The following is a 17,488-nucleotide window of genomic DNA, read 5'->3' on the forward strand; positions in this document are numbered from 1 at the left end:
TTTCCCGTCCGTTCCCGGGTGCTCCCGGAAACGGTGAAAGTACGCTGTATCAGCGTGGTTCGAGCTCGGTGATGACCCAGCTGCCGGTGGTGCGCTCGGCGGTCACGGAAAGCTGCGCCGCGGCCGTGTCGGTGGCATTGTTGTCGGCCCGGACGGCTGATTGATCGAGAAAGACGAGTAACCGCGCGTGACCATTCTTGAGTTCTTGCACCGCGATGGCCGAAACGCGCGAAGTGAGCACGAGTTTCTGTTCCGGAGCCTTGCGCCTGACTTCGGCGAAGAGCTTGTCGTAGGAATCCTTGGCCGACCCGCGCAACACGGCGGCGGCGGCCTTTTCGGTTACGTCGGTCCGGTCGTAGGAATAGGAGAAGATCCGGTTCACCGCGAGGGTGACGGCGGAGGTGACATCGGCGGTGGCGCCGACATCGGTGAGCGCGAGGTTGGCGGCGGCGGGGTTGTCCGCGGCGGAGCGGGCTTCGAGGGTGAACCAGACCCCGGCGCCGGTGAGGAGGAGGGTGGCGGCGAGGAGGAGCGCCGGGAGACGGCGCCAGGCGGGGCGGCCTTCGGCGGGCCCGGCTTCGGGCTCGGCTTCGGTTGGGGTGGGTTGGGTGGCTTCGGGTTCGGCAGGCTCGCCCTCGGCTGCTGCGCTTGCGGGAACCTCGGGCGGCACGCCGGTGGTGGTGGCTGCTGGGTCGGTGGCCGGTTCGCTCGGGGCTGGGCTGGGGAGAGCTTGGGCGGCGCGCTCGCCTTCGGGCTCGCTCGCGGCTGCCGGGCCGGTGGTCGGCTCGCTCGCGGCTGTGCCCTCGGCGGCCGGGTTCCCCGCGGCGAAGTGTGGTCCGGCTTCGGCCTGCTCGGCGAAGGGCGCGCCTTCGGTCGCGGTGGCTTCGTCGGCGCCGGGTTCGGTGGCGGTTGTGCTCTCGGTCGAGTGTGCCGCCTTGGGCTCGGCACCGGGTTCGGTGGCGGTTGTGCCTTCGGTCGAGTCGGCTGCCGCCTTACCCTCGGCGTCGGGTTCGGTGGCGGTCGTGCCCTCGGTCGAGTCGGCTGCCGCCTTACCCTCGGCGCTGTTCGCGTCGACGACACCGGTCTCCGCCTCGGCGAGCTCCTCCGCCGTCGTCTTCGTGCGGCTCATCGGGTACCCACCGGCAGCTGGTCCAGCGCGCTCAGCTTCCACCCGTCCGGGGTCCGGCTCAGCGCCGCCGCGAACCGGTTGCGCTTCACCGCCGGGGCCGTGCCCGCCTTCGCCATCGTGATCTCCACCGAGGCCAGCATCTTCGCCGTGCCCGCGTGGTCGTCCAGCTCGCTCAACGCCGCGTCCACCACGCGGCCCGTCGCCACCGTCGCGTTCGCCGCCAGAGTCTTCTTCGTCGTCTCGTCCGTGCGGGCCAGCTGGTCGTGCAGCGGGCCCGTCGAGGCCGCCAGCCACTTGCCCAGTCCGCCGTCGACGTCGTGGTAGTCCAGGGTGTTCAGCTGGGCCACCAGCGTGCGGCCGGTGACCAGTGCTTCGTCGCGGGCCGTCCCGTACGTCGCCGTGGCGGCGTGGGCCGCCGTGTACCAGGAATAGCCCGACCAGCCCGCGAACACCGCCGCCGCCGCGGTCAGTGCCGCCAAGCCGACCTTCACCGCAGCCACCTTCACCGCAGCCACAGCATCTCCTCCAGGCTCGTCGCCGTCGCCTGCGTGCCCAGCGAAAGCGGGCTCGTCAGGCCGCCCGGCAGCGCCGGGGCCGGGACCGGCGGGTGCGGCGCGTTCTGGGCGCCGCGCACCGAACTCGGGTTGCCGTACGGGAGCGTGCACGCCGCGTCGGTCTGGAACGGCAACGGCGTCAGGTCCCGGCTCGAACGGTGGGGTGTTCCTTCGTAGCCCTGCAGGCACGGCGGCGGGTCGTTGAAGTTCAGCACCAGCCCCATCCGCAGCGCGTCGCCCGAGTCGTTCAGCGCCGAACCCACCGCCGCCACCGCCTTCGGGGTGTCGACCAGGAACTGCTGCTCCGCCGCGGTGCGGGTGGCGAACACGCGGGACGTCGTCAGCAGGTTGGCCAGCAGGATCGGCAGGCCCGGATCGTTCTCCTTGAGCAGCCCGCTCAGCTCGGACGCCGCCGGCGGTGCGCTCGCGATCACGCGCCGCAGGTCGCCGTCGGAGTTCGCCAGCTGCTGGGCGAACACCCTGGCGTTGCTGCTGAACGACCGCCACTCCGCCGACGACCCGAGCTGCGTGCGCAGCACCGTCACGCCGTCGTCGATCAGCTTCGACGTCTGCGGCAGGTGGCCCGCCGCCTCCTGCGTGAACGTCGTCGCCGAGTCCATCAGCGTCTGCAGGTCCGGCCCCGCGCCGCGCAGGGCGTCGTCGAGCTCGTTGACCACCGTGCGCAGGTCCTGGGTCGGCACCGACGCGGTGAACGAGTCCAGGTCCGTCAGCAGGCTGTTCACCGGCAGCGGCAGCGTCGTCGACTCGCGCCGGATCACCGAGCCGCCGTCGAGGTAGGGCGCGTCGGGCGTGCGCGGCTGCAGGTCGACGTACTGCTCGCCGACCGCCGACCGGTTCGCCACCACGGCCCGCGAGTCGGCCGGGATCGGCGGGGCGCCGTCGTCGATCAGCAGGTCGGCTTCCGTGCCGGTGAGGGTGAGCCGCAGCTGCCCGACCCGGCCGACGGCGACGCCGCGGTAGGTGACCTCGCCGTTGGTGAACAGGCCACCGCCCTCGGCGAGCTCCAGCTTCACCGTGTAGCTGCCGGCGCCGAACAGCCGGCCCAGCCCGGCGTACTTCGCGCCGACGAACGCCGTCGTGGCCAGCGCGATCACGACGAACAGCACGACCTGGACGCGGACTCTGCGGCTCAGCATCAGCTGCCTCCGGAAACCCGGGTCCCGCTGCTCGGCAGCGGGAGCGTCGGCAGGCCCGGCGGGACACCTTCGCCGGGCGGGGGCAGCGGCACCCCGGGTGCCGGGATCATCGAGACGTAGGCGTTGACGTAGTCGCCCTTCACCGCGCCGAGCACCGAGTCCGGGAACGGGAACGTCGGCAGCATCTGCAGCGACTGCGGCAGGTTCTGCCCGGCCGCGGCCAGCTGCCCGAGGATCGGGGCGAGCGCGCGCAGGTCGGCGACCAGGTCGGCGCGGCTGCGGTCGACGACGTCGGTGGCGACCGTGCCGAGCCGGTCCAGCGCCTGCAGCATCGACACGAGCTGCGTGCGCTGGTCGGTGAGCGTCCGCAGCCCCGGCGTCAGGTCGGTCAGCGCGCCGGAGACCTGCTCGTGGCGGTTCGCCAGCGTGGCCGACAGCCGGTTCAGCCCGTCGAGCGCTTCGGTGATGTCCGAGCGGTGGGCGTCCAGGCCGGTCACCAGGGTGTCCACGCCGGACAGGAACGACCGGATCTGCTCTTCGTTGCCGTCCATCACCTTCGACAGCTCCCGGTTGATCGTCTGCAGCTGCCCGATCCCGCCGCCGTTGAGCAGCAGGGACAGGGCGCCGAAGATCTCTTCGAACTCCGGGTTGCGGTTGGTCCGGTCCAGGGTGATCGTGGCGCCGTTCGCCAGCCGGCCGGCGTTCTTCGCCTCGCCGTCCGGAGCGGCCAGTTCCACGAACTTCTCGCCGAGCAGGCTGGACTGGCGCAGCCGCGCGACCGCGTTCGCGGGCAGCACGACGTCGCCGTTGACCTCCAGGACCGTCTCGGCCGTCCAGCCGTCACCGCCCAGCCGGACTTCCCGCACGCGGCCGACCGGGACGTCGCCGACCTTCACCGCGGCCTGCGGCACGAGGTCGAGCACGTCGGCGAACTGCACGGTCACCGAGTACGGGTGGTCGCCGACGTCGGCGCCGCCTGGCAGGGGCAGGTCGTAGACGCCCTTGAACTCACCCGACGAGCAGCCCGCGAGGGTCAGGCACCCGACGGCCACGGCCGCGACGATCCGCTTCACCGCTGTCCCCCGTTCGTGTACACGTCGCCGGTGACCGGCAACGGCAGCGGCTGGAGGTAGTAGTCGAAGTTGCCGCGGCCCCGCAGCTGCCCGGTGGCCGGGTCGACCGCGTCGAGCACGTTGGTCACCGCGAGCGGGACGGAGTCGAGCGTGCCCGCCAGCGATTCGCGCTGCTCGACCAGTGTCCGGGTGGTGGTCACCAAGTTGTCCACGTCGGCCTTCAGCGCCCCGCGGTTGTCCCGGATGAACCCCTGGACGTCGGCGAGCGCGCGACCCAGGCCGTCGAGGGCCCTGGCCAGGTCGCCGCTGTTGGCGGCGAGGGTGCCGGAGATCTGCGCGAGCTGCTGGTTCACGGCGCTCACCTGGCTGTCGTTGGTGGCCAGCATGGTGGTGAACTGCTGCAGCTGGTCGACCGTGCCGAACAGGTCGCCCGAGTTGCCGGCCAGTGTCCGGGCCAGTTGCGCGAAGTTGCGGACGCTGTCGTTGAACGCGCGGCCGTTGCCCTGCAGGTTCTGCGCGCCGGTCTTCAGCAGGTCCGACAGCGCGCCCTGGGAGTTGGCGCCGTTCGGGCCGAGGGCCTTCGAGATCGTGTCGAGGCTGGCGTAGAGCTGGTCCAGTTCCACCGGGGTGGCCGTCCGCTGGACGGGGATCGTGGCGCCGTCCGGCAGCCGCGGCCCGCCGCGGGCGGGCTTGGCGAACTGCAGGTAGCGGTCGGCGACGACGCTGGGGGCGATCACCAGCAGCGTGGTGTCCTCGGCGACGCCGACCGAGCCGTCGACGCTCATGTCCACCTGCACCTGCTCACCGCGTGGGGTGACCCGGTCGACCTGGCCGATCCGGACGCCGAGCACGCGGACGTCCGAACCGGGGTAGACGCCGACCGCGCGCGTGAAGTAGGCGGTGACGTGGTGCTGGCCCGAGCCGGAGAACACCCACCACAGCGCCGCGCAGACGACGAGGGCGAGCAGCAGGGCGGCGGCGACGAAACGGCTCACCAGGACGCCGGTGCGGGTGGTCCTCAACGCGCTCACTTCGCCCCTCCCGGGTTCTTCGGCGGGGTGCACGGGTCGTGGTTCTCGGGCAGCAGCCCGCAGAGGTAGGCGTCGATCCAGCGGCCGTTGCCGGTCGTGTTGGTGAGCACCCGGAAATACGGGCCGGCCAGCTGCAGGCCCTTGGCGAGGTTGTCGTTCTGGCGCTTGAGCAGGTCGGTGACCTGGTTCAGCGACGCCAACGCCGGCTTGAGCGCGTCGGAGTTGTCGTGCACCAGGCCGCTGAGCTGGTCGGCCAGCCGCGCCGAACCGTCGAGCAGGTCCCGGATCGCGTCGCGGCGGCTGTTGAGCTCGGTGAGCAGCAGGTTGCCGTCGGAGATGAGCTTCTCGAAGTCGTCGTTCGAGTTCGCCAGCGTCGTGGTCAGCTTCCGCGCGTTGGCCAGCAGCTCGGCGATCTGGCTGTCACGGCTCGACACCGTCTTGGACAGCCGGGACAGCCCGTCGAGCGCGCTGCGGACGTGCTCGGGGGAGTTGCGGAAGGTGTCGGACAACGTGGTGAAACTGTCCGCGAGCTGCTTGGTGTCGATCGCGCCCACGGTGTCGGCCAGGCCGTTGAAGGCGTCGGTGACGTCGTAGGGCGTCACGGTCCGGGTCCGCGGGATCGCCCGGTCCGGGTCCTGGACGCCGTCGCCGGTGGGGTTCAGCGCGAGGAACTTGCGGCCCAGCAACGTCTTGATCTTGATCTCGGCGGACGTGCGGTCGCCGACCCAGGCGTTCTTGACCCGGAAGGAGACCAGGACGTGGTCGTCGGCCAGCTCCACCCGGCGGACCTCGCCGACCTTGATGCCGGCGATCCGGACCTCGTCGTCGGGCTGCAGGCCGGCGGCCTCGGAGAACTCGGCCTCGTAGGTGGTGCCGCCGCCGACGATCGGGAGGTTGTCGTAGTTGAACGTGACGGTCAGCAGCGCGGCCAGCGCGACGCTGCCGACCACGCCGAGGACGATCGGGTTGCGCTCCTTGAAGGACTTCACGATTCGCACCTCGGCGTGGGGACGAACACGCCGCGCGGGGGCGTGGTCTGCAGCGTGGCGCGGCAGAGGAAGAAGTTCATCCACGAGCCGTAGGAGGCGGTCCGGGCGATCTCGTTGAACTTCACCGGCAGGTTGGTGAGAAAACTGTCCACATCGGACTGGTTCTGGGCCAGCGTCCCGGCGACGTCCTTCAGGCCGGCGATGCTGTCCTTCAGCGGCGGACGGGCCTGCTCGAACAGCCCGGCGGTCGACTCGGTCAGCGCGCCGATCCCGCTGATGGCGTCGCCGATCGCGGCGCGGTCGCCGGCCAGCCCGGACACCAGCTGCCGCAGCGTGGACACGAGGTTCGCCAGCGCGTCACCCTTGCCGTTGACCGTCTTGAGCACGTCGTCGAGGTTGCCGATCACTTCCCCGATCACCTTGTCGCGCGAGGCGAGGGTGGTGGTCAGCGAGCCGGTGTGCTGCAGCAGGCTCTCGACGGTGCCGCCTTCGCCCTGCAGCACCTGGACGATCTCGCCGGAGAGCTCGTTGACGTCGTTCGGCGACAGCGCCTGGAACAGCGGCTTGAAGCCGTTGAAGAGGTCGGTCAGGTCCAGCGCCGGTGTCGTGCGGTCCAGCGGAATTTCGGCGCCTTCGGGCAGCTGCTCCCGGGTGGCGGTGTTCCCGCGTTCGAGGGCGACGTACCGCTGCCCGACCATGTTGCGGTACTTGATGACCGCGCGGACGTCGGCGGGCAGCCGGCGGCCCTGGTCCAGGGAGAACCCGACCACCGCCCGGTTGCGGTCGCCGATTTCCAGGGATTCCACCTGGCCGACGCGGACCCCGGAGATGCGCACGTCGTCGCCGACGTTGAGCGAGGTGGCGTCCAGGAACTCGGCCGTGTAGCGCTTGGTCGCCCCGACGCCGGAGTTGGTGATGGAGACGGCGAGCAACGCGGTGGCGAGCGCGGTGACGACGATGAAGATCAGGCTCTTGATCAGCGGGGCGGCGATGTTCCTCACTTGAGCGTCACCTCCGTGCCGCGGTAGAGCGGCCCGACGAGCACGCTGCTCCAGCCCGGGACCGACCCCGTCGGCACCCCGATCGACGGGGCGAGGAGCGTGGCCAGCAGCTGCTCCTCCTGCGGCGAGTTCGCGACGCCGAGGTCGCCCCGGCCGCCGGTCAGCAGCGGGTGCCCGGTGCTGCCCGGGACCGCGGCCGCGGTGCCGGTCGTCGGGGCGACGCCGGAGGGGTAGCAGCGCGGCTCGCCGCTGTCGGTGAAGCGCGGGTCGTCCCGGCCCGGCAGGTACTTGCCGCTGTCGGCGGTCACCGAGACCACGGCGTGCATGCCCGGTTCGTCCGTGCCCGCGCCGAGCACCTTGTCCATGGATTTCCTCAGGGCGTTGAGCGAGCCGATCGTGCAGGCGAAGCTGGGGGAGTACTTCGCCGCGATCTCCAGCGGCGCGCGGCTGTCGGCGGCCAGGGCGATGAGGTTGTCCCGGTTGGCGGCCAGGAACGCCGAGACGTCCTGCGAGGACGACGTCACCTGCTGGTACACCCCGGCCAGGTCGGCCTGCTTCTCCTTGACCGTGTTCAGCGTGACGGCGGAGTCGGTGAGGGCGTCCAGGAGGTCGGGCGCGATGTCGCCGTAGAGCCGGGAAACCGAGGCCAGGTCGTGGACGTCCGCGGTCAGCTGCGGCAGGTCGGGGTTGAAGTTCTTCAGGTAGGCCGACGCGGTGTCGATCGTCTTCCCGAGCTGCTCGCCGCGTCCCTCCAAGGCCGTCGAAACCGCGGTCAGCGTCGTGGCGAGCTTCTGCGGCTGGACGGCCTGCAGCACCGGCAGCAGGTTGTCGAAGACCCGTTCCAGCTCGATCGCGTTCGCCGAGCGGTCCTGCTCGATGACGTCGCCGGCGACCAGGTGCGGCGCCCGCTCGCCGTCCGGGATGGACAGCTGGACGTACCGCTCGCCGAACAGCGTCTTCGGCACGAGCAGCGCGGAGACGTTGCGGGGCAGCATGTCCACCTTGCCCGGTTCGAGAGCAAGCGCTATCTCGGCGCCCTGCGGGGTCGCCCGGACCTCGCGGATCTCGCCGACGAGCACCCCGCGGGCCTTGACCTGCCCGCCCGGGGAGAGCTGGTTGCCGATGCGGCTCGCCTTCAGCGTCACCGGGACCGTGGTGACGAAGTCCTTGTCGTACACCTTGATCGACAGCGTCACCAGGACGCCCATCACCACGAGGAACAGCACGCCCGCGGTGCGGATCCCGGCCTTGCGGCGGGTGTCGCGCCTCATCCGGCCACCTGCACGGTCGTCGTCGCGCCCCAGATGGCCAGGGACAGGAAGAAGTCGAGCACGCTGATCGCGACGATCGCGGTGCGCACCGCGCGGCCCACCGCGACGCCGACGCCGGCCGGGCCACCGCTCGCGCGGAAGCCGTAGTAGCAGTGGGCCAGGACCACCACGACGCTGAACACCAGCACCTTCCCGAACGACCACAGCACGTCGCCGGGCGGCAGGAACAGCAGGAAGTAGTGGTCGTAGGTGCCCGCGGACTGGCCGAAGAACAACACGGTGACTTCCCGCGAGGCGAGGTAGCTCGACAGCAGCCCGATCGCGTAGAGCGGGATGACGGCGAGGAAACCGGCGATCACCCGGGTCGTCACCAGGTAGGGCACGCTCGGGATGCCCATCACCTCGAGGGCGTCGATCTCCTCGGAGATCCGCATCGCGCCGAGCTGCGCGGTGAAGCCGCAGCCGACCGTGGCGGACAGGGCGAGCCCGCTGACCAGCGGCGCGATCTCACGCGTGTTGAAGTAGGCGGAGACGAACCCGGCGAACGCCGACGTCCCGACCTGGTTCAGCGCGGAGTAGCCCTGGAGGCCGACGACCGTGCCGGTGGCCACGGTCATCCCGACCATCACGCCGATCGTGCCGCCGATGACGGCCAGCGCGCCGCTGCCGAAGCTCACTTCGGCCAGCAGGCGGACGACTTCGCGCAGGTAGCGGCGCAGGGCCCGCGGGGTCCAGGCGATCGCGCGGAGGAAGAAGAGGATCTGGTCGCCGAGGGTGTCGAGGAAACCGAACCGGCGGTCGACGGCTTCGCGTACCCGCGCGCCTCTGGGGAGTTCCGTGGTCGTCACTTCAGCTCCCCTTGGGCGGCACGAGTTGCAGGTAGACGGTGGTGAGGACCAGGTTCAGCACGAACAACAGCAGGAACGTGATGACCACGGACTGGTTGACCGCGTCGCCGACCCCCTTCGGGCCGCCCTTGGGGTTGAGCCCGCGGTAGGAGGCCACGACCCCGGCGACGAAACCGAAGATGACGGCCTTGATCTCGCTGATCCACAGGTCGGGCAGCTGGGCCAGTGCGGAGAAGCTCGCCAGGTAGGCGCCCGGGGTGCCGTGCTGCATGATCACGTTGAAGAAGTAGCCGCCGAGCACGCCGACGACGCTGACCATGCCGTTGAGGAAGACCGCGACGCCCATCGCGGCGAGCACCCGGGGCACGATCAGCCGCTGCACCGGCGAAACGCCGAGGACCTCCATCGCGTCGATCTCTTCGCGGATCGTGCGGGAACCGAGGTCGGCGCACATCGCGCTGCCGCCCGCGCCGGCGATGAGCAGCGCGGTGACGATCGGGCTGGCCTGCTGGATGATCGCGAGCACGCTGGCCGCACCGGTGAAGGACTGGGCGCCGATCTGCGTGGTCAGCGACCCGATGTGCAGCGCGATCACCGCGCCGAACGGGATCGAGACCAGCGCCGTCGGCAGGATCGACACGCTCGCGATGAACCAGAACTGCTGGATCAGCTCCCGCACCTGGAACGGGCGGCGGAAGGTCAGCCGGACGACGTCGAGACCCAGCCCGTAGAGCCGTCCGGTCTGCCGCAGTGCGGCCGCCCCCGGGAACGACGCCGTCGTCGTCCGTTCGGCCATTCGTGTGCCTCCAGCGGTTTCGGCGGCACGACGAATACGCCCGAGATGACTAAAGGGAAATGGTCCGAACGGGTCAACGAATTCCGGCCATTCACGGTCTCGGGGGCACCGTGCCGTTTCCTACTGGTCGGTACGCTAACGACGGCCTTGCTGGGAGACAAGAACTTGAGCAGGATCACGGGGTCACGGGCTGGTAACCGGACCGTTTCTTGTCCGGCGCTGACAAACGGACCCGATCTTGTTGTCAGCGGAGGAAAAGAAATCGCCGTCCCGGACGGTGTCGCGGGACGGCGCCTGCACAATCGGCGCAACCGGGGCGGACGGTGCGGGCCGTCCGCCCCGGCGCCGGATCACGACTTGAGGGCGGCGATGAGCTCGTAGGAGCGGACGCGGTCGGCGTGGCCGTGGACCATCGTGGTGATCATCAGCTCGTCCGCGCCGGTGTCGGCCAGTAGCTGCTCGAGTCCCTTGTGGACGGTCTCCGGCGAGCCGACGATGCTGGAGCCGAAGCGCTCGGCCAGGAAGGCGCGGTCCATCTCGGTGTACGGGTAGGCCTCGGCCTCTTCCGGCGTCGGCAGCGCGATCGGGCGGCCGCGGCGGAGGCTGAGGAACGTCAGGCCGGACGGTCCGGCCAGGAACCGGGCGCGCTCGTCGGTTTCGGCGGCCACGACGGACACCCCGAGCATGACGTACGGCTCGTCGAGCACCCCGGGCCGGAAGTTCTCGCGGTAGAGCTGCACGGCCGGGATGGTGTTCTCGGCGGCGAAGTGGTGCGCGAAGGAGAACGGCAGGCCGAGCCGGCCGGCGAGCTGGGCGCTGAAGCCGCTCGAACCGAGCAGCCAGATCGGCGGCTGGTTGCCCTCGGCCACCGCCGCGTTGACGCCGCGGGCCTCCGAATGGGTGAAGTACCCGATCAGTTCCTGCAGGTGCTCCGGGAAGTTCTCCGCGGACAGCCCGCCCGGCCCGCGCAGGGCGAGCGCGGTGCGCTGGTCGGTGCCGGGCGCGCGGCCGATGCCCAGGTCGATCCGGCCGGGGTGGAACGCCTCCAGGGTGCCGAACTGCTCGGCGACGACCAGCGGCGCGTGGTTGGGCAGCATGACCCCGCCCGACCCGACGCGGATGCGCTCGGTGGCGTCGGCGACGTGCCCGATCAGCACGGCGGTGGCGGAGCTCGCGATGCCGGGCATGTTGTGGTGCTCGGCCAGCCAGTAGCGGTGGTAGCCCAGCCGTTCCGCGGCGCGGGCGAGGTCCAGGGTGTTGCGCAGCGTCTCCCCGATGCTGGTCCCCTCCGACACGGGGGAGAGGTCGAGCACGGACAGCGGCACGTCAGGCAGTGAGCTCACAACCGGGGTCAACGCCCCGGTGCCGCGATTGCTTCCCGCGCCGCGGTGACGATCTTCACGCCGGTCTCCGCGATCGGCCCCGGAACGACCCGCGGTGGCGATGCGGTGGACGAACCCGGAAAGGAAATCCAGGAGGACTGGGTGCCGCGTCCGGAGCGACCTTCGGACCCCGGAGACGACCTGCTGACCGAATTCGCGGCCGAGCTCCGCACATGCCGGTGGACGAGCTCGTCCCTGCGGCGTGCATTTCACCGGGGGTCAGAAGGGCTTCTTCGCGGACACGGGAACCCTGCCTCCCGCCCCGCGAAGGGGCCCTTCAGCGCTCGGGTCAGGCCGCGGGGATCCAGTCGGGGTTCGAAGCGAGCACGATCAGCTGCTGCGTCGCGCGGGTCAGCGCCACGTACAGCACCCGGCGGCCCGTCGTCGACTCGCTGATCAGGTCGACCGGCTCCACCAGGACCACCGCGTCGTACTCCAGGCCCTTCGAATCCAGGCTGCCCACGACCTTCAGCCGCTCGTCGGCCTGGCCCGGCAGCCAGCCCGTGACCTCCGGGACCCGGTCCATCGCCGTGATGACGCCGACCGTGCCCTCGACCGCGCCCAGCAGTTCCTTCACCGCCGCCTGCGTCGCCGCGGCCAGGCCGGCCGCCTCGACCGGGCGGACCTCCGGCTCGATGCCGGTGCGGCGGACCGCCACCGGCAGTTCGCCCGGCTCCGCGTGCCCGGCCACCACCTTCGCGGCCAGGTCGAAGATCTCCGCCGAGTTCCGGTAGTTCGTGCGCAGCGTGTACCGGCGCCGGGCCGTTTTGACGCCGAACGCCTGGTCGCGCGCCGAAGCCGCTTCCGCCGGGTCCGGCCAGGAGCTCTGCACCGGGTCGCCGACCACCGTCCAGCTCGCGTACTTGCCGCGCCGGCCCACCATCCGCCACTGCATCGGCGAGAGGTCCTGCGACTCGTCGACGACCACGTGCGAGTACTCGTCGTAGTGCTCCGGCCGCGTCGGCGCCCCGCCCGAGCGCTCCGGCTCGACCTCGATCACCTGGCGCCGCTTGCGCTTCGGCGGTGGCCCGATCAGCACGCGCAGCTCGTCCAGCAGCGCCACGTCCGCGATCGACCAGCCCCGCGAGCGGTCCGCGAAGTCCGCGGCCAGCATCGAGATCTCCTGGCGGTTCAGCACGCCCTTCGCCGCCGAAGCCAGCCGCTTCTCGTCGGCCAGCCACTTGAGGATCTGCGCCGGGTACAGCACCGGCCACCAGACGACGAGGAAGCGGTGGAAGTCGATCCGCTCGCCGAGGTCGGTGATCAGCTCGGCCCGGTCGATCTGCCTGCCGTCGTCCTTCGCGTGCTCCTCGGCCTTCGCGGCGAGGGCGTCCAGCAGCAGCTCCGCCGCCCGGATCCGCGACCGGTTCGGCGGCGCGCCCTGCGTGTGGGCCTTGCGGCGGACCTTCTCCAGCTCGCGCGCGCCCAGCTTGAGCACCTCGCCGCGGTAGACGATCCGCAGTTCCTCCGGCGCCTCCGGCGGCGTGTCGCGCAACGCGCGCAGCAGCACCTTCCGCATCCGCAGCGAACCCTTGACCGCGGCCAGCGGGGCCGCGTCCTGCCGCGTCGCCTCCAGGCCGTCGAGGACTTCACCGAGTGCGCGCAGCTCTACGTTCGTCTCGCCCATCGAGGGCAGCACCCGCGAGATGTAGCTGGTGAACACCCCGGACGGCCCGATCACCAGCACCCCGGCTCCGCCCAGCTGACGCCGGTAGCGGTACAGCAGGTAGGCGGCGCGGTGCAGCGCGACCGCGGTCTTGCCGGTGCCGGGCCCGCCGGTGATCTCGGTGACGCCGCGCCACGGCGCCCGGATGACCTCGTCCTGTTCCTTCTGGATGGTGGCGACGATGTCGCGCATCTTCTCGCCGCGCGAACGCCCCAGCGCGGCCATCAGCGCGCCTTCGCCGACGATCTGCATGTCCTCGGGCACGGCGTCGGCGATCAGGACGTCGTCGTCGACGTCCAGGACGTTCTGGCCGGAGCAGCGGATCACGCGCCGCCGCACGACGTCCATCGGTTCCTCGGCGGTGGCCTGGTAGAACGCCGCCGCGGCCGGCGCGCGCCAGTCCGTGACGAGGTTGTCGAACTCGGCGTCGCGGATGCCGAGCCTGCCGACGTAGGTCCGTTCTCCCTCGCGGTCGTCGAGCCGGCCGAAGACGAGGCCTTCGTACTCGGCGTCGAGCGACTGCAGCGTCTGGTTGGCGTGGTAGACCATCATGTCGCGTTCGAACAGCATCGACGCCTGCTCGAAGATCGCCTCGCGCTGCGCTCCCTGGCCGATCTCGTAGCCCTTCGTGCGCATGGCCTCGGCCTGGGCCCGCAGTTCGTCCAGACGGGTGTACACGCGATCGACGTGGGCTTGTTCGATGGCGATCTCGGCCCGTCTGACCCGAGGTTCCGACACGCATGGCTCCTTGACAGCTCTGGGATCGCCTCCGAGGGCGAAGGACGACTCTACGCGTTGGTTCCGGCCGGGACACCAATGTCCCGGTCATGTGTGGCGCGCGCCGTCCCCCCACAATCGGGGGGTGACCAGGATCGTGGCCGGGACGGCGGGCGGACGGCGGCTGAAGGTGCCGCCGAAGGGCACGAGGCCGACGTCGGAACGCGTGCGGGAAGCCCTGTTCAACGCGCTCGGGACGGCGGGCGAGCTGGACGGCGCCCGCGTTCTCGACCTCTACGCCGGGTCCGGCGCGCTCGGCCTCGAAGCGCTCTCCCGCGGCGCGGCGGACGCGCTGTTCGTGGAGTCCGACCGGCGGGCGGTGGAGGTCCTGCGCGGCAACGTCGCGGCGCTCGGGCTGGGCGGCACGGTCCGGGCCGGGCCGGTCGAGGCGGTGGTCGCGGCGCCCGCGCCGGCCGCGTTCGACCTCGTGCTCGCCGACCCGCCCTACGCGGTGGACGCGGCGGCGCTCGGGTCCGTCCTGGCGGCGCTGGCCGCCGGCGGCTGGCTGACGTCGTCGGCCCTGGTGGTGATCGAGCGCGCGGCCCGCGACGGCGAGCCGGACTGGCCGCCGGGGTTCGTGCCGACGCGCGCGAAGAAGTACGGCGACACGGCCGTCCACTGGGCGGAGTACACGGCTGTGGCGTGAACCACGCGCGGAGACGGGGTGCGGCACGGTAGCGTCCGCGCCATGCGGCGTGCGGTCTGTCCCGGTTCCTACGACCCGGCCACCAACGGCCACCTCGACATCATCGAACGGGCCAGCGTGCTGTTCGACGAGGTCGTCGTCGCGGTCGGGGTGAACCGGTCGAAGAAGGGGCTCTTCGAGGTCTCCGAGCGGCTCGACATGCTCCGCGAAATCACCGCGAAGCTGCCGAACGTGCGGGTCGACTCCTGGGAGGGCCTGCTCGTCGACTACTGCCGCGACCACGACATCGCGGCGGTCGCCAAGGGCCTGCGCTCGGTCAGCGACTTCGACTACGAGCTGCAGATGGCGCAGATGAACCGCGAGCTCACCGGCGTCGAGACGCTGCTGATGGCGAACAACCCGGCGTACGGCTTCGTGTCCAGCTCGCTGGTCAAGGAGGTCGCCGCGCTCGGCGGGGACATCGAGCACCTCGTGCCGCCGGTCGTCTACGAGCGGCTGTCCGAAAAGTTCCCCAAGCTCGGGCGCTGACCCTCCACACGGGACTGGCGGGCTGTCCGGTTCCCGTCGTTCGGCCCCCTCCGTTCGTCGGGACTTGGGCGCGGTGGTGCGGGAGTTCACGTCGTCGTCTCCTGACGATCACTCCATCGGGTTACCGTCCGAAAATGACCAACTACAGATCGCGCGTGGCTGCCGTCCTGTTCGCGCTCCTGGCGACGCTTTTCACCGGGGTCACCGCCGCCTCCGCGGCGTCCCCGGCGTCCCCGGCCGTCGTCGCGCAGAACTCCTGCGGGAACCTGTCCGGGTATTCGCACACGACGCTCTCGGCGCTGCCGCCGGAAGCGACGACGACGTACAACCTGATCCAGACGGGCGGGCCGTTCCCGTACCCGAAGAACGACGGCGTCGTCTTCGACAACCGCGAAGGCGTCCTCCCGGCCTGTGCGTCGGGCTACTACCACGAGTACACGGTGCCGACGCCGGGCTCGAGCACCCGCGGCACGCGCCGCATCGTGACCGGCAGCGCCGGCGAGTACTTCTACACCGGCGACCACTACGCGACCTTCAAGGTCATCGACGTCGGCGGCAGCACGACGCACGCGTGCGGCGACCTCTCGGGCCTGGCGAAGATCGGCTACTCCCAGCTGTCCTCGGCGGCGAAGGCGGTGGTGGACGACGTCCGCGGCGGCACGGCCACCGGCACGACGTACGAGAACCGCGAAGGCGTGCTGCCGTCCTGCGCGTCGGGTTACTACAAGCTCTACGCGGTCGGCACGAACGACCGCGTGATCTCGGGCAAGGCGGGCGAGCTGGCCTACACGCCCGACCGGTACGCGACCTTCAAGCGGATCGACGTGAATTCCTGAGCCGCACCGACCCGGCTCCGCGGCGCGGTGGGGGGAACCGGCGCCGGGACACGCCCGGCGCCGGTGGCGTTCACCGCTTCGGCGCCCGATGCGGGCAGACTGGGACACAGCGACAGGGGATTGGAGTTGCCGTGTACCGGGTTTTCGAGGCGCTCGACGAGCTCGTCACCATCGTCGAGGAGGCGCGCGGCGTCCCGATGACGGCCAGCTGCGTCGTGCCCCGGGGGGACGTGCTCGAACTCCTCGACGACGTCCGCGACGCACTGCCCGCGGAGATCGACGACGCCCAGGACGTCCTCGACAAGCGCGACGACCTGATCCACGCCGCCCGCAAGGAGGCGGGCGAGACGGTGGCGGGTGCCAACGCCGAGGCCGAGCGCACGATCGCCGACGCGACGGACGAGGCGGAGCGCATCCTCGCCGACGCCCGCGCCCGCGCGGAGCAGATGCTCGCCGACGCCCACGACCAGGCGGACCGCACGGTCGCGGCGGGCCAGGCGGAGTACCAGAACCTCACGGACCGCTCCCGCGCGGAGTCCGAGCGCATGATCCAGGCCGGCCGCGACGCCTACGACCGCGCGATCGAGGACGGCCGGGCCGAGCAGGCCCGCCTGGTGGCGCAGACGGAGGTCGTCCAGGCGGCCCACGCGGAGTCGGCGCGGATCGTGGACGAGGCCCACGCGGAGGCCGACCGCCAGCGCGCGGACTGCGACGCGTACGTGGACGGCAAGCTGGCGGAGTTCTCGGAGCTGCTGGCGACCACCCTGCGAACGGTCGATTCGGGCCGCAACCACCTGCGGTCCCCGGCGAACCTGCCCAGCTCGAGCGGGCGGCCGACGCTGTACGACTACCAGGTGTGACGAGCTTCTCAACCTTGCCCCGGCCTGGTCGCGGCTGGGGTCCGGGCGTTCGAGCGAGTTGTCCACAGCCCGGCGTAGATGTGGACAGTGGGGCCCTCACCTGCGGCTTTTCCGGATTTCGGCGGGTGCTCCCGGGTAGACTGGACCGGGGACCGGCCCCCTGGGAGGGCGGGCGCGCGCGAGGTGCCTCCCGGCCGCGTCCTCCGCGGTGCACCGCCGCCCCGGCCGCGCGGGTGCCAGCTCAAAAGCGGTGGCGACCGGTGCGTACCCTGGACGGGATGTCCGAGAACAAAACCCCCCAGCTCGACGACCGCAGCCCGTGGGTGATCGACACCCGTGAGCTCGGCCGTCACGCCGGCCTCAGCCGCGCCGTCCGGCGCAGCGTGCCGGTGGAGACGCCGCTCGGCGTCCCCGACGTCATCACCATCGAAGCCGGCTCGGAGCTGGAACTCGACCTGCTCCTCGAGTCCGTCGTCGAGGGCGTGCTCGTCAGCGGCACCGCGAAGGCCACCGCCAAGGGCACCTGCGCCCGCTGCCTCGACCCGCTGACCGAAGAGGTCGAGGTCGAGGTCCAGGAGCTGTTCGCCTACCCCGGCTCGGTCACCGAGGAGACCACCGACGAGGACGAGATCCCCCGGCTGGTCGACGACCGGATCGACCTCGAACCCATCGTCCGCGACGCCGTCGTGCTGGCCCTCCCGCTGGCTCCGCTGTGCACCGAGGACTGCGCCGGGCTCTGCACGGACTGCGGCGTCAAGTGGGCCGATCTCGAGCCCGGACACGGGCATGAGAAGATAGACCCTCGGTGGGCCGCACTGGTCGAGCGCTTCGACGAGAACGCGGGCGAAAAGCCCGGGCCCAGCTGAGCAAGCCTGACGAGCGCCCCAGCTCGTTCCGGAGGAAAGTTCGCTCGCACCGCGAGCAGACCGTCATAAGGAGATCTA

The 17,488-nt window shown here is 71.1% G+C and carries 17 protein-coding genes; 5 read left to right on the top strand and 12 right to left on the bottom strand.

Annotated elements, in window-relative coordinates; genetic code table 11:
* Positions 1 to 49 precede the first annotated feature (49 nt).
* From ACLJPY_RS23620 to ACLJPY_RS23675, 12 genes are all read right to left on the bottom strand, one after another.
* On the bottom strand, positions 50 to 1,129 hold the full coding sequence (locus tag ACLJPY_RS23620) for a hypothetical protein (protein WP_410591537.1): 1,080 nt from the start codon (positions 1,127 to 1,129) through the stop codon (positions 50 to 52).
* Positions 1,126 to 1,644, bottom strand: coding sequence for a hypothetical protein (locus ACLJPY_RS23625; protein ID WP_410591539.1), 519 nt, complete (start codon positions 1,642 to 1,644; stop codon positions 1,126 to 1,128). The genes ACLJPY_RS23620 and ACLJPY_RS23625 overlap by 4 nt, the downstream gene beginning before the upstream one ends.
* Positions 1,632 to 2,840: an MCE family protein gene (locus tag ACLJPY_RS23630; RefSeq protein ID WP_410591541.1), complete on the bottom strand. Its 1,209-nt coding sequence runs from the start codon at positions 2,838 to 2,840 to the stop codon at positions 1,632 to 1,634. Before ACLJPY_RS23630 ends, ACLJPY_RS23625 begins: the two co-directional genes overlap by 13 nt.
* Positions 2,840 to 3,904 (bottom strand): MCE family protein, encoded by a 1,065-nt coding sequence (locus ACLJPY_RS23635; protein ID WP_410591853.1) that lies wholly within the window; start codon positions 3,902 to 3,904, stop codon positions 2,840 to 2,842. The genes ACLJPY_RS23630 and ACLJPY_RS23635 overlap by 1 nt, the downstream gene beginning before the upstream one ends.
* Positions 3,905 to 3,909: 5 nt before the next feature.
* Complete coding sequence (locus ACLJPY_RS23640) at positions 3,910 to 4,944, bottom strand: MCE family protein (protein ID WP_410591542.1); 1,035 nt, start codon at positions 4,942 to 4,944, stop codon at positions 3,910 to 3,912.
* Positions 4,941 to 5,933, bottom strand: a complete 993-nt coding sequence (locus ACLJPY_RS23645) for an MCE family protein (protein ID WP_410591544.1) — start codon at positions 5,931 to 5,933, stop codon at positions 4,941 to 4,943. Before ACLJPY_RS23645 ends, ACLJPY_RS23640 begins: the two co-directional genes overlap by 4 nt.
* A complete protein-coding gene (locus ACLJPY_RS23650; protein WP_410591546.1) occupies positions 5,930 to 6,934 on the bottom strand; it encodes an MCE family protein in 1,005 nt (334 codons plus the stop codon). Before ACLJPY_RS23650 ends, ACLJPY_RS23645 begins: the two co-directional genes overlap by 4 nt.
* A complete protein-coding gene (locus ACLJPY_RS23655) occupies positions 6,931 to 8,205 on the bottom strand; it encodes an MCE family protein (protein WP_410591548.1) in 1,275 nt (424 codons plus the stop codon). Before ACLJPY_RS23655 ends, ACLJPY_RS23650 begins: the two co-directional genes overlap by 4 nt.
* Positions 8,202 to 9,053, bottom strand: a complete 852-nt coding sequence (locus tag ACLJPY_RS23660; protein ID WP_410591550.1) for an MlaE family ABC transporter permease — start codon at positions 9,051 to 9,053, stop codon at positions 8,202 to 8,204. Before ACLJPY_RS23660 ends, ACLJPY_RS23655 begins: the two co-directional genes overlap by 4 nt.
* Position 9,054: 1 nt before the next feature.
* Positions 9,055 to 9,849 (bottom strand): MlaE family ABC transporter permease, encoded by a 795-nt coding sequence (locus ACLJPY_RS23665; RefSeq protein WP_410591552.1) that lies wholly within the window; start codon positions 9,847 to 9,849, stop codon positions 9,055 to 9,057.
* A gap of 350 nt (positions 9,850 to 10,199) precedes the next feature.
* The gene (locus ACLJPY_RS23670; protein WP_410591554.1) at positions 10,200 to 11,192 is read right to left on the bottom strand and encodes an LLM class flavin-dependent oxidoreductase; all 993 of its coding nucleotides are present in this window, start codon (positions 11,190 to 11,192) and stop codon (positions 10,200 to 10,202) included.
* A 328-nt stretch (positions 11,193 to 11,520) separates the two neighbouring features.
* The gene (locus ACLJPY_RS23675) at positions 11,521 to 13,635 is read right to left on the bottom strand and encodes a HelD family protein (RefSeq protein ID WP_410591556.1); all 2,115 of its coding nucleotides are present in this window, start codon (positions 13,633 to 13,635) and stop codon (positions 11,521 to 11,523) included.
* Between the two features lie 124 nt (positions 13,636 to 13,759).
* Here ACLJPY_RS23675 and rsmD point away from each other — a divergent pair, with 124 nt between their 5' ends.
* The 5 genes from rsmD to ACLJPY_RS23700 all read left to right on the top strand — a co-directional run bounded on the left by rsmD (position 13,760) and on the right by ACLJPY_RS23700 (position 17,410).
* Entirely contained in the window at positions 13,760 to 14,320 is a 561-nt protein-coding gene (gene rsmD / locus ACLJPY_RS23680) for a 16S rRNA (guanine(966)-N(2))-methyltransferase RsmD (RefSeq protein ID WP_410591557.1), read from the top strand.
* Positions 14,321 to 14,362: 42 nt separating this feature from the next.
* Positions 14,363 to 14,848, top strand: coding sequence for a pantetheine-phosphate adenylyltransferase (gene coaD / locus ACLJPY_RS23685; RefSeq protein ID WP_410591558.1), 486 nt, complete (start codon positions 14,363 to 14,365; stop codon positions 14,846 to 14,848).
* Between the two features lie 134 nt (positions 14,849 to 14,982).
* A complete protein-coding gene (locus ACLJPY_RS23690; protein WP_410591560.1) occupies positions 14,983 to 15,684 on the top strand; it encodes a ribonuclease domain-containing protein in 702 nt (233 codons plus the stop codon).
* 131 nt (positions 15,685 to 15,815) lie between these two features.
* Positions 15,816 to 16,544 carry a DivIVA domain-containing protein gene (locus ACLJPY_RS23695; protein ID WP_410591562.1) on the top strand — a complete coding sequence of 243 codons (729 nt, stop codon included), beginning with the start codon at positions 15,816 to 15,818 and terminating at the stop codon, positions 16,542 to 16,544.
* Positions 16,545 to 16,822: 278 nt separating this feature from the next.
* A complete protein-coding gene (locus ACLJPY_RS23700) occupies positions 16,823 to 17,410 on the top strand; it encodes a YceD family protein (protein ID WP_410591564.1) in 588 nt (195 codons plus the stop codon).
* The last annotated feature ends 78 nt before the right edge of the window (positions 17,411 to 17,488 follow it).

The sequence above is a fragment of the Amycolatopsis sp. lyj-23 genome (assembly GCF_046549135.1).
Taxonomy (GTDB): domain Bacteria; phylum Actinomycetota; class Actinomycetes; order Mycobacteriales; family Pseudonocardiaceae; genus Amycolatopsis.

Bases quoted from the DNA above. Each gene is read 5' to 3' on its own strand.
- ACLJPY_RS23630 (WP_410591541.1), bottom strand. From the start codon at position 2,840: ATGCTGAGCCGCAGAGTCCGCGTCCAGGTCGTGCTGTTCGTCGTGATC.
- ACLJPY_RS23700 (WP_410591564.1), top strand. From the start codon at position 16,823: ATGTCCGAGAACAAAACCCCCCAGCTCGACGACCGCAGCCCGTGGGTG.
- ACLJPY_RS23665 (WP_410591552.1), bottom strand. From the start codon at position 9,849: ATGGCCGAACGGACGACGACGGCGTCGTTCCCGGGGGCGGCCGCACTG.
- ACLJPY_RS23620 (WP_410591537.1), bottom strand. From the start codon at position 1,129: ATGAGCCGCACGAAGACGACGGCGGAGGAGCTCGCCGAGGCGGAGACC.
- coaD (WP_410591558.1), top strand. From the start codon at position 14,363: ATGCGGCGTGCGGTCTGTCCCGGTTCCTACGACCCGGCCACCAACGGC.
- ACLJPY_RS23655 (WP_410591548.1), bottom strand. From the start codon at position 8,205: ATGAGGCGCGACACCCGCCGCAAGGCCGGGATCCGCACCGCGGGCGTG.
- ACLJPY_RS23690 (WP_410591560.1), top strand. From the start codon at position 14,983: ATGACCAACTACAGATCGCGCGTGGCTGCCGTCCTGTTCGCGCTCCTG.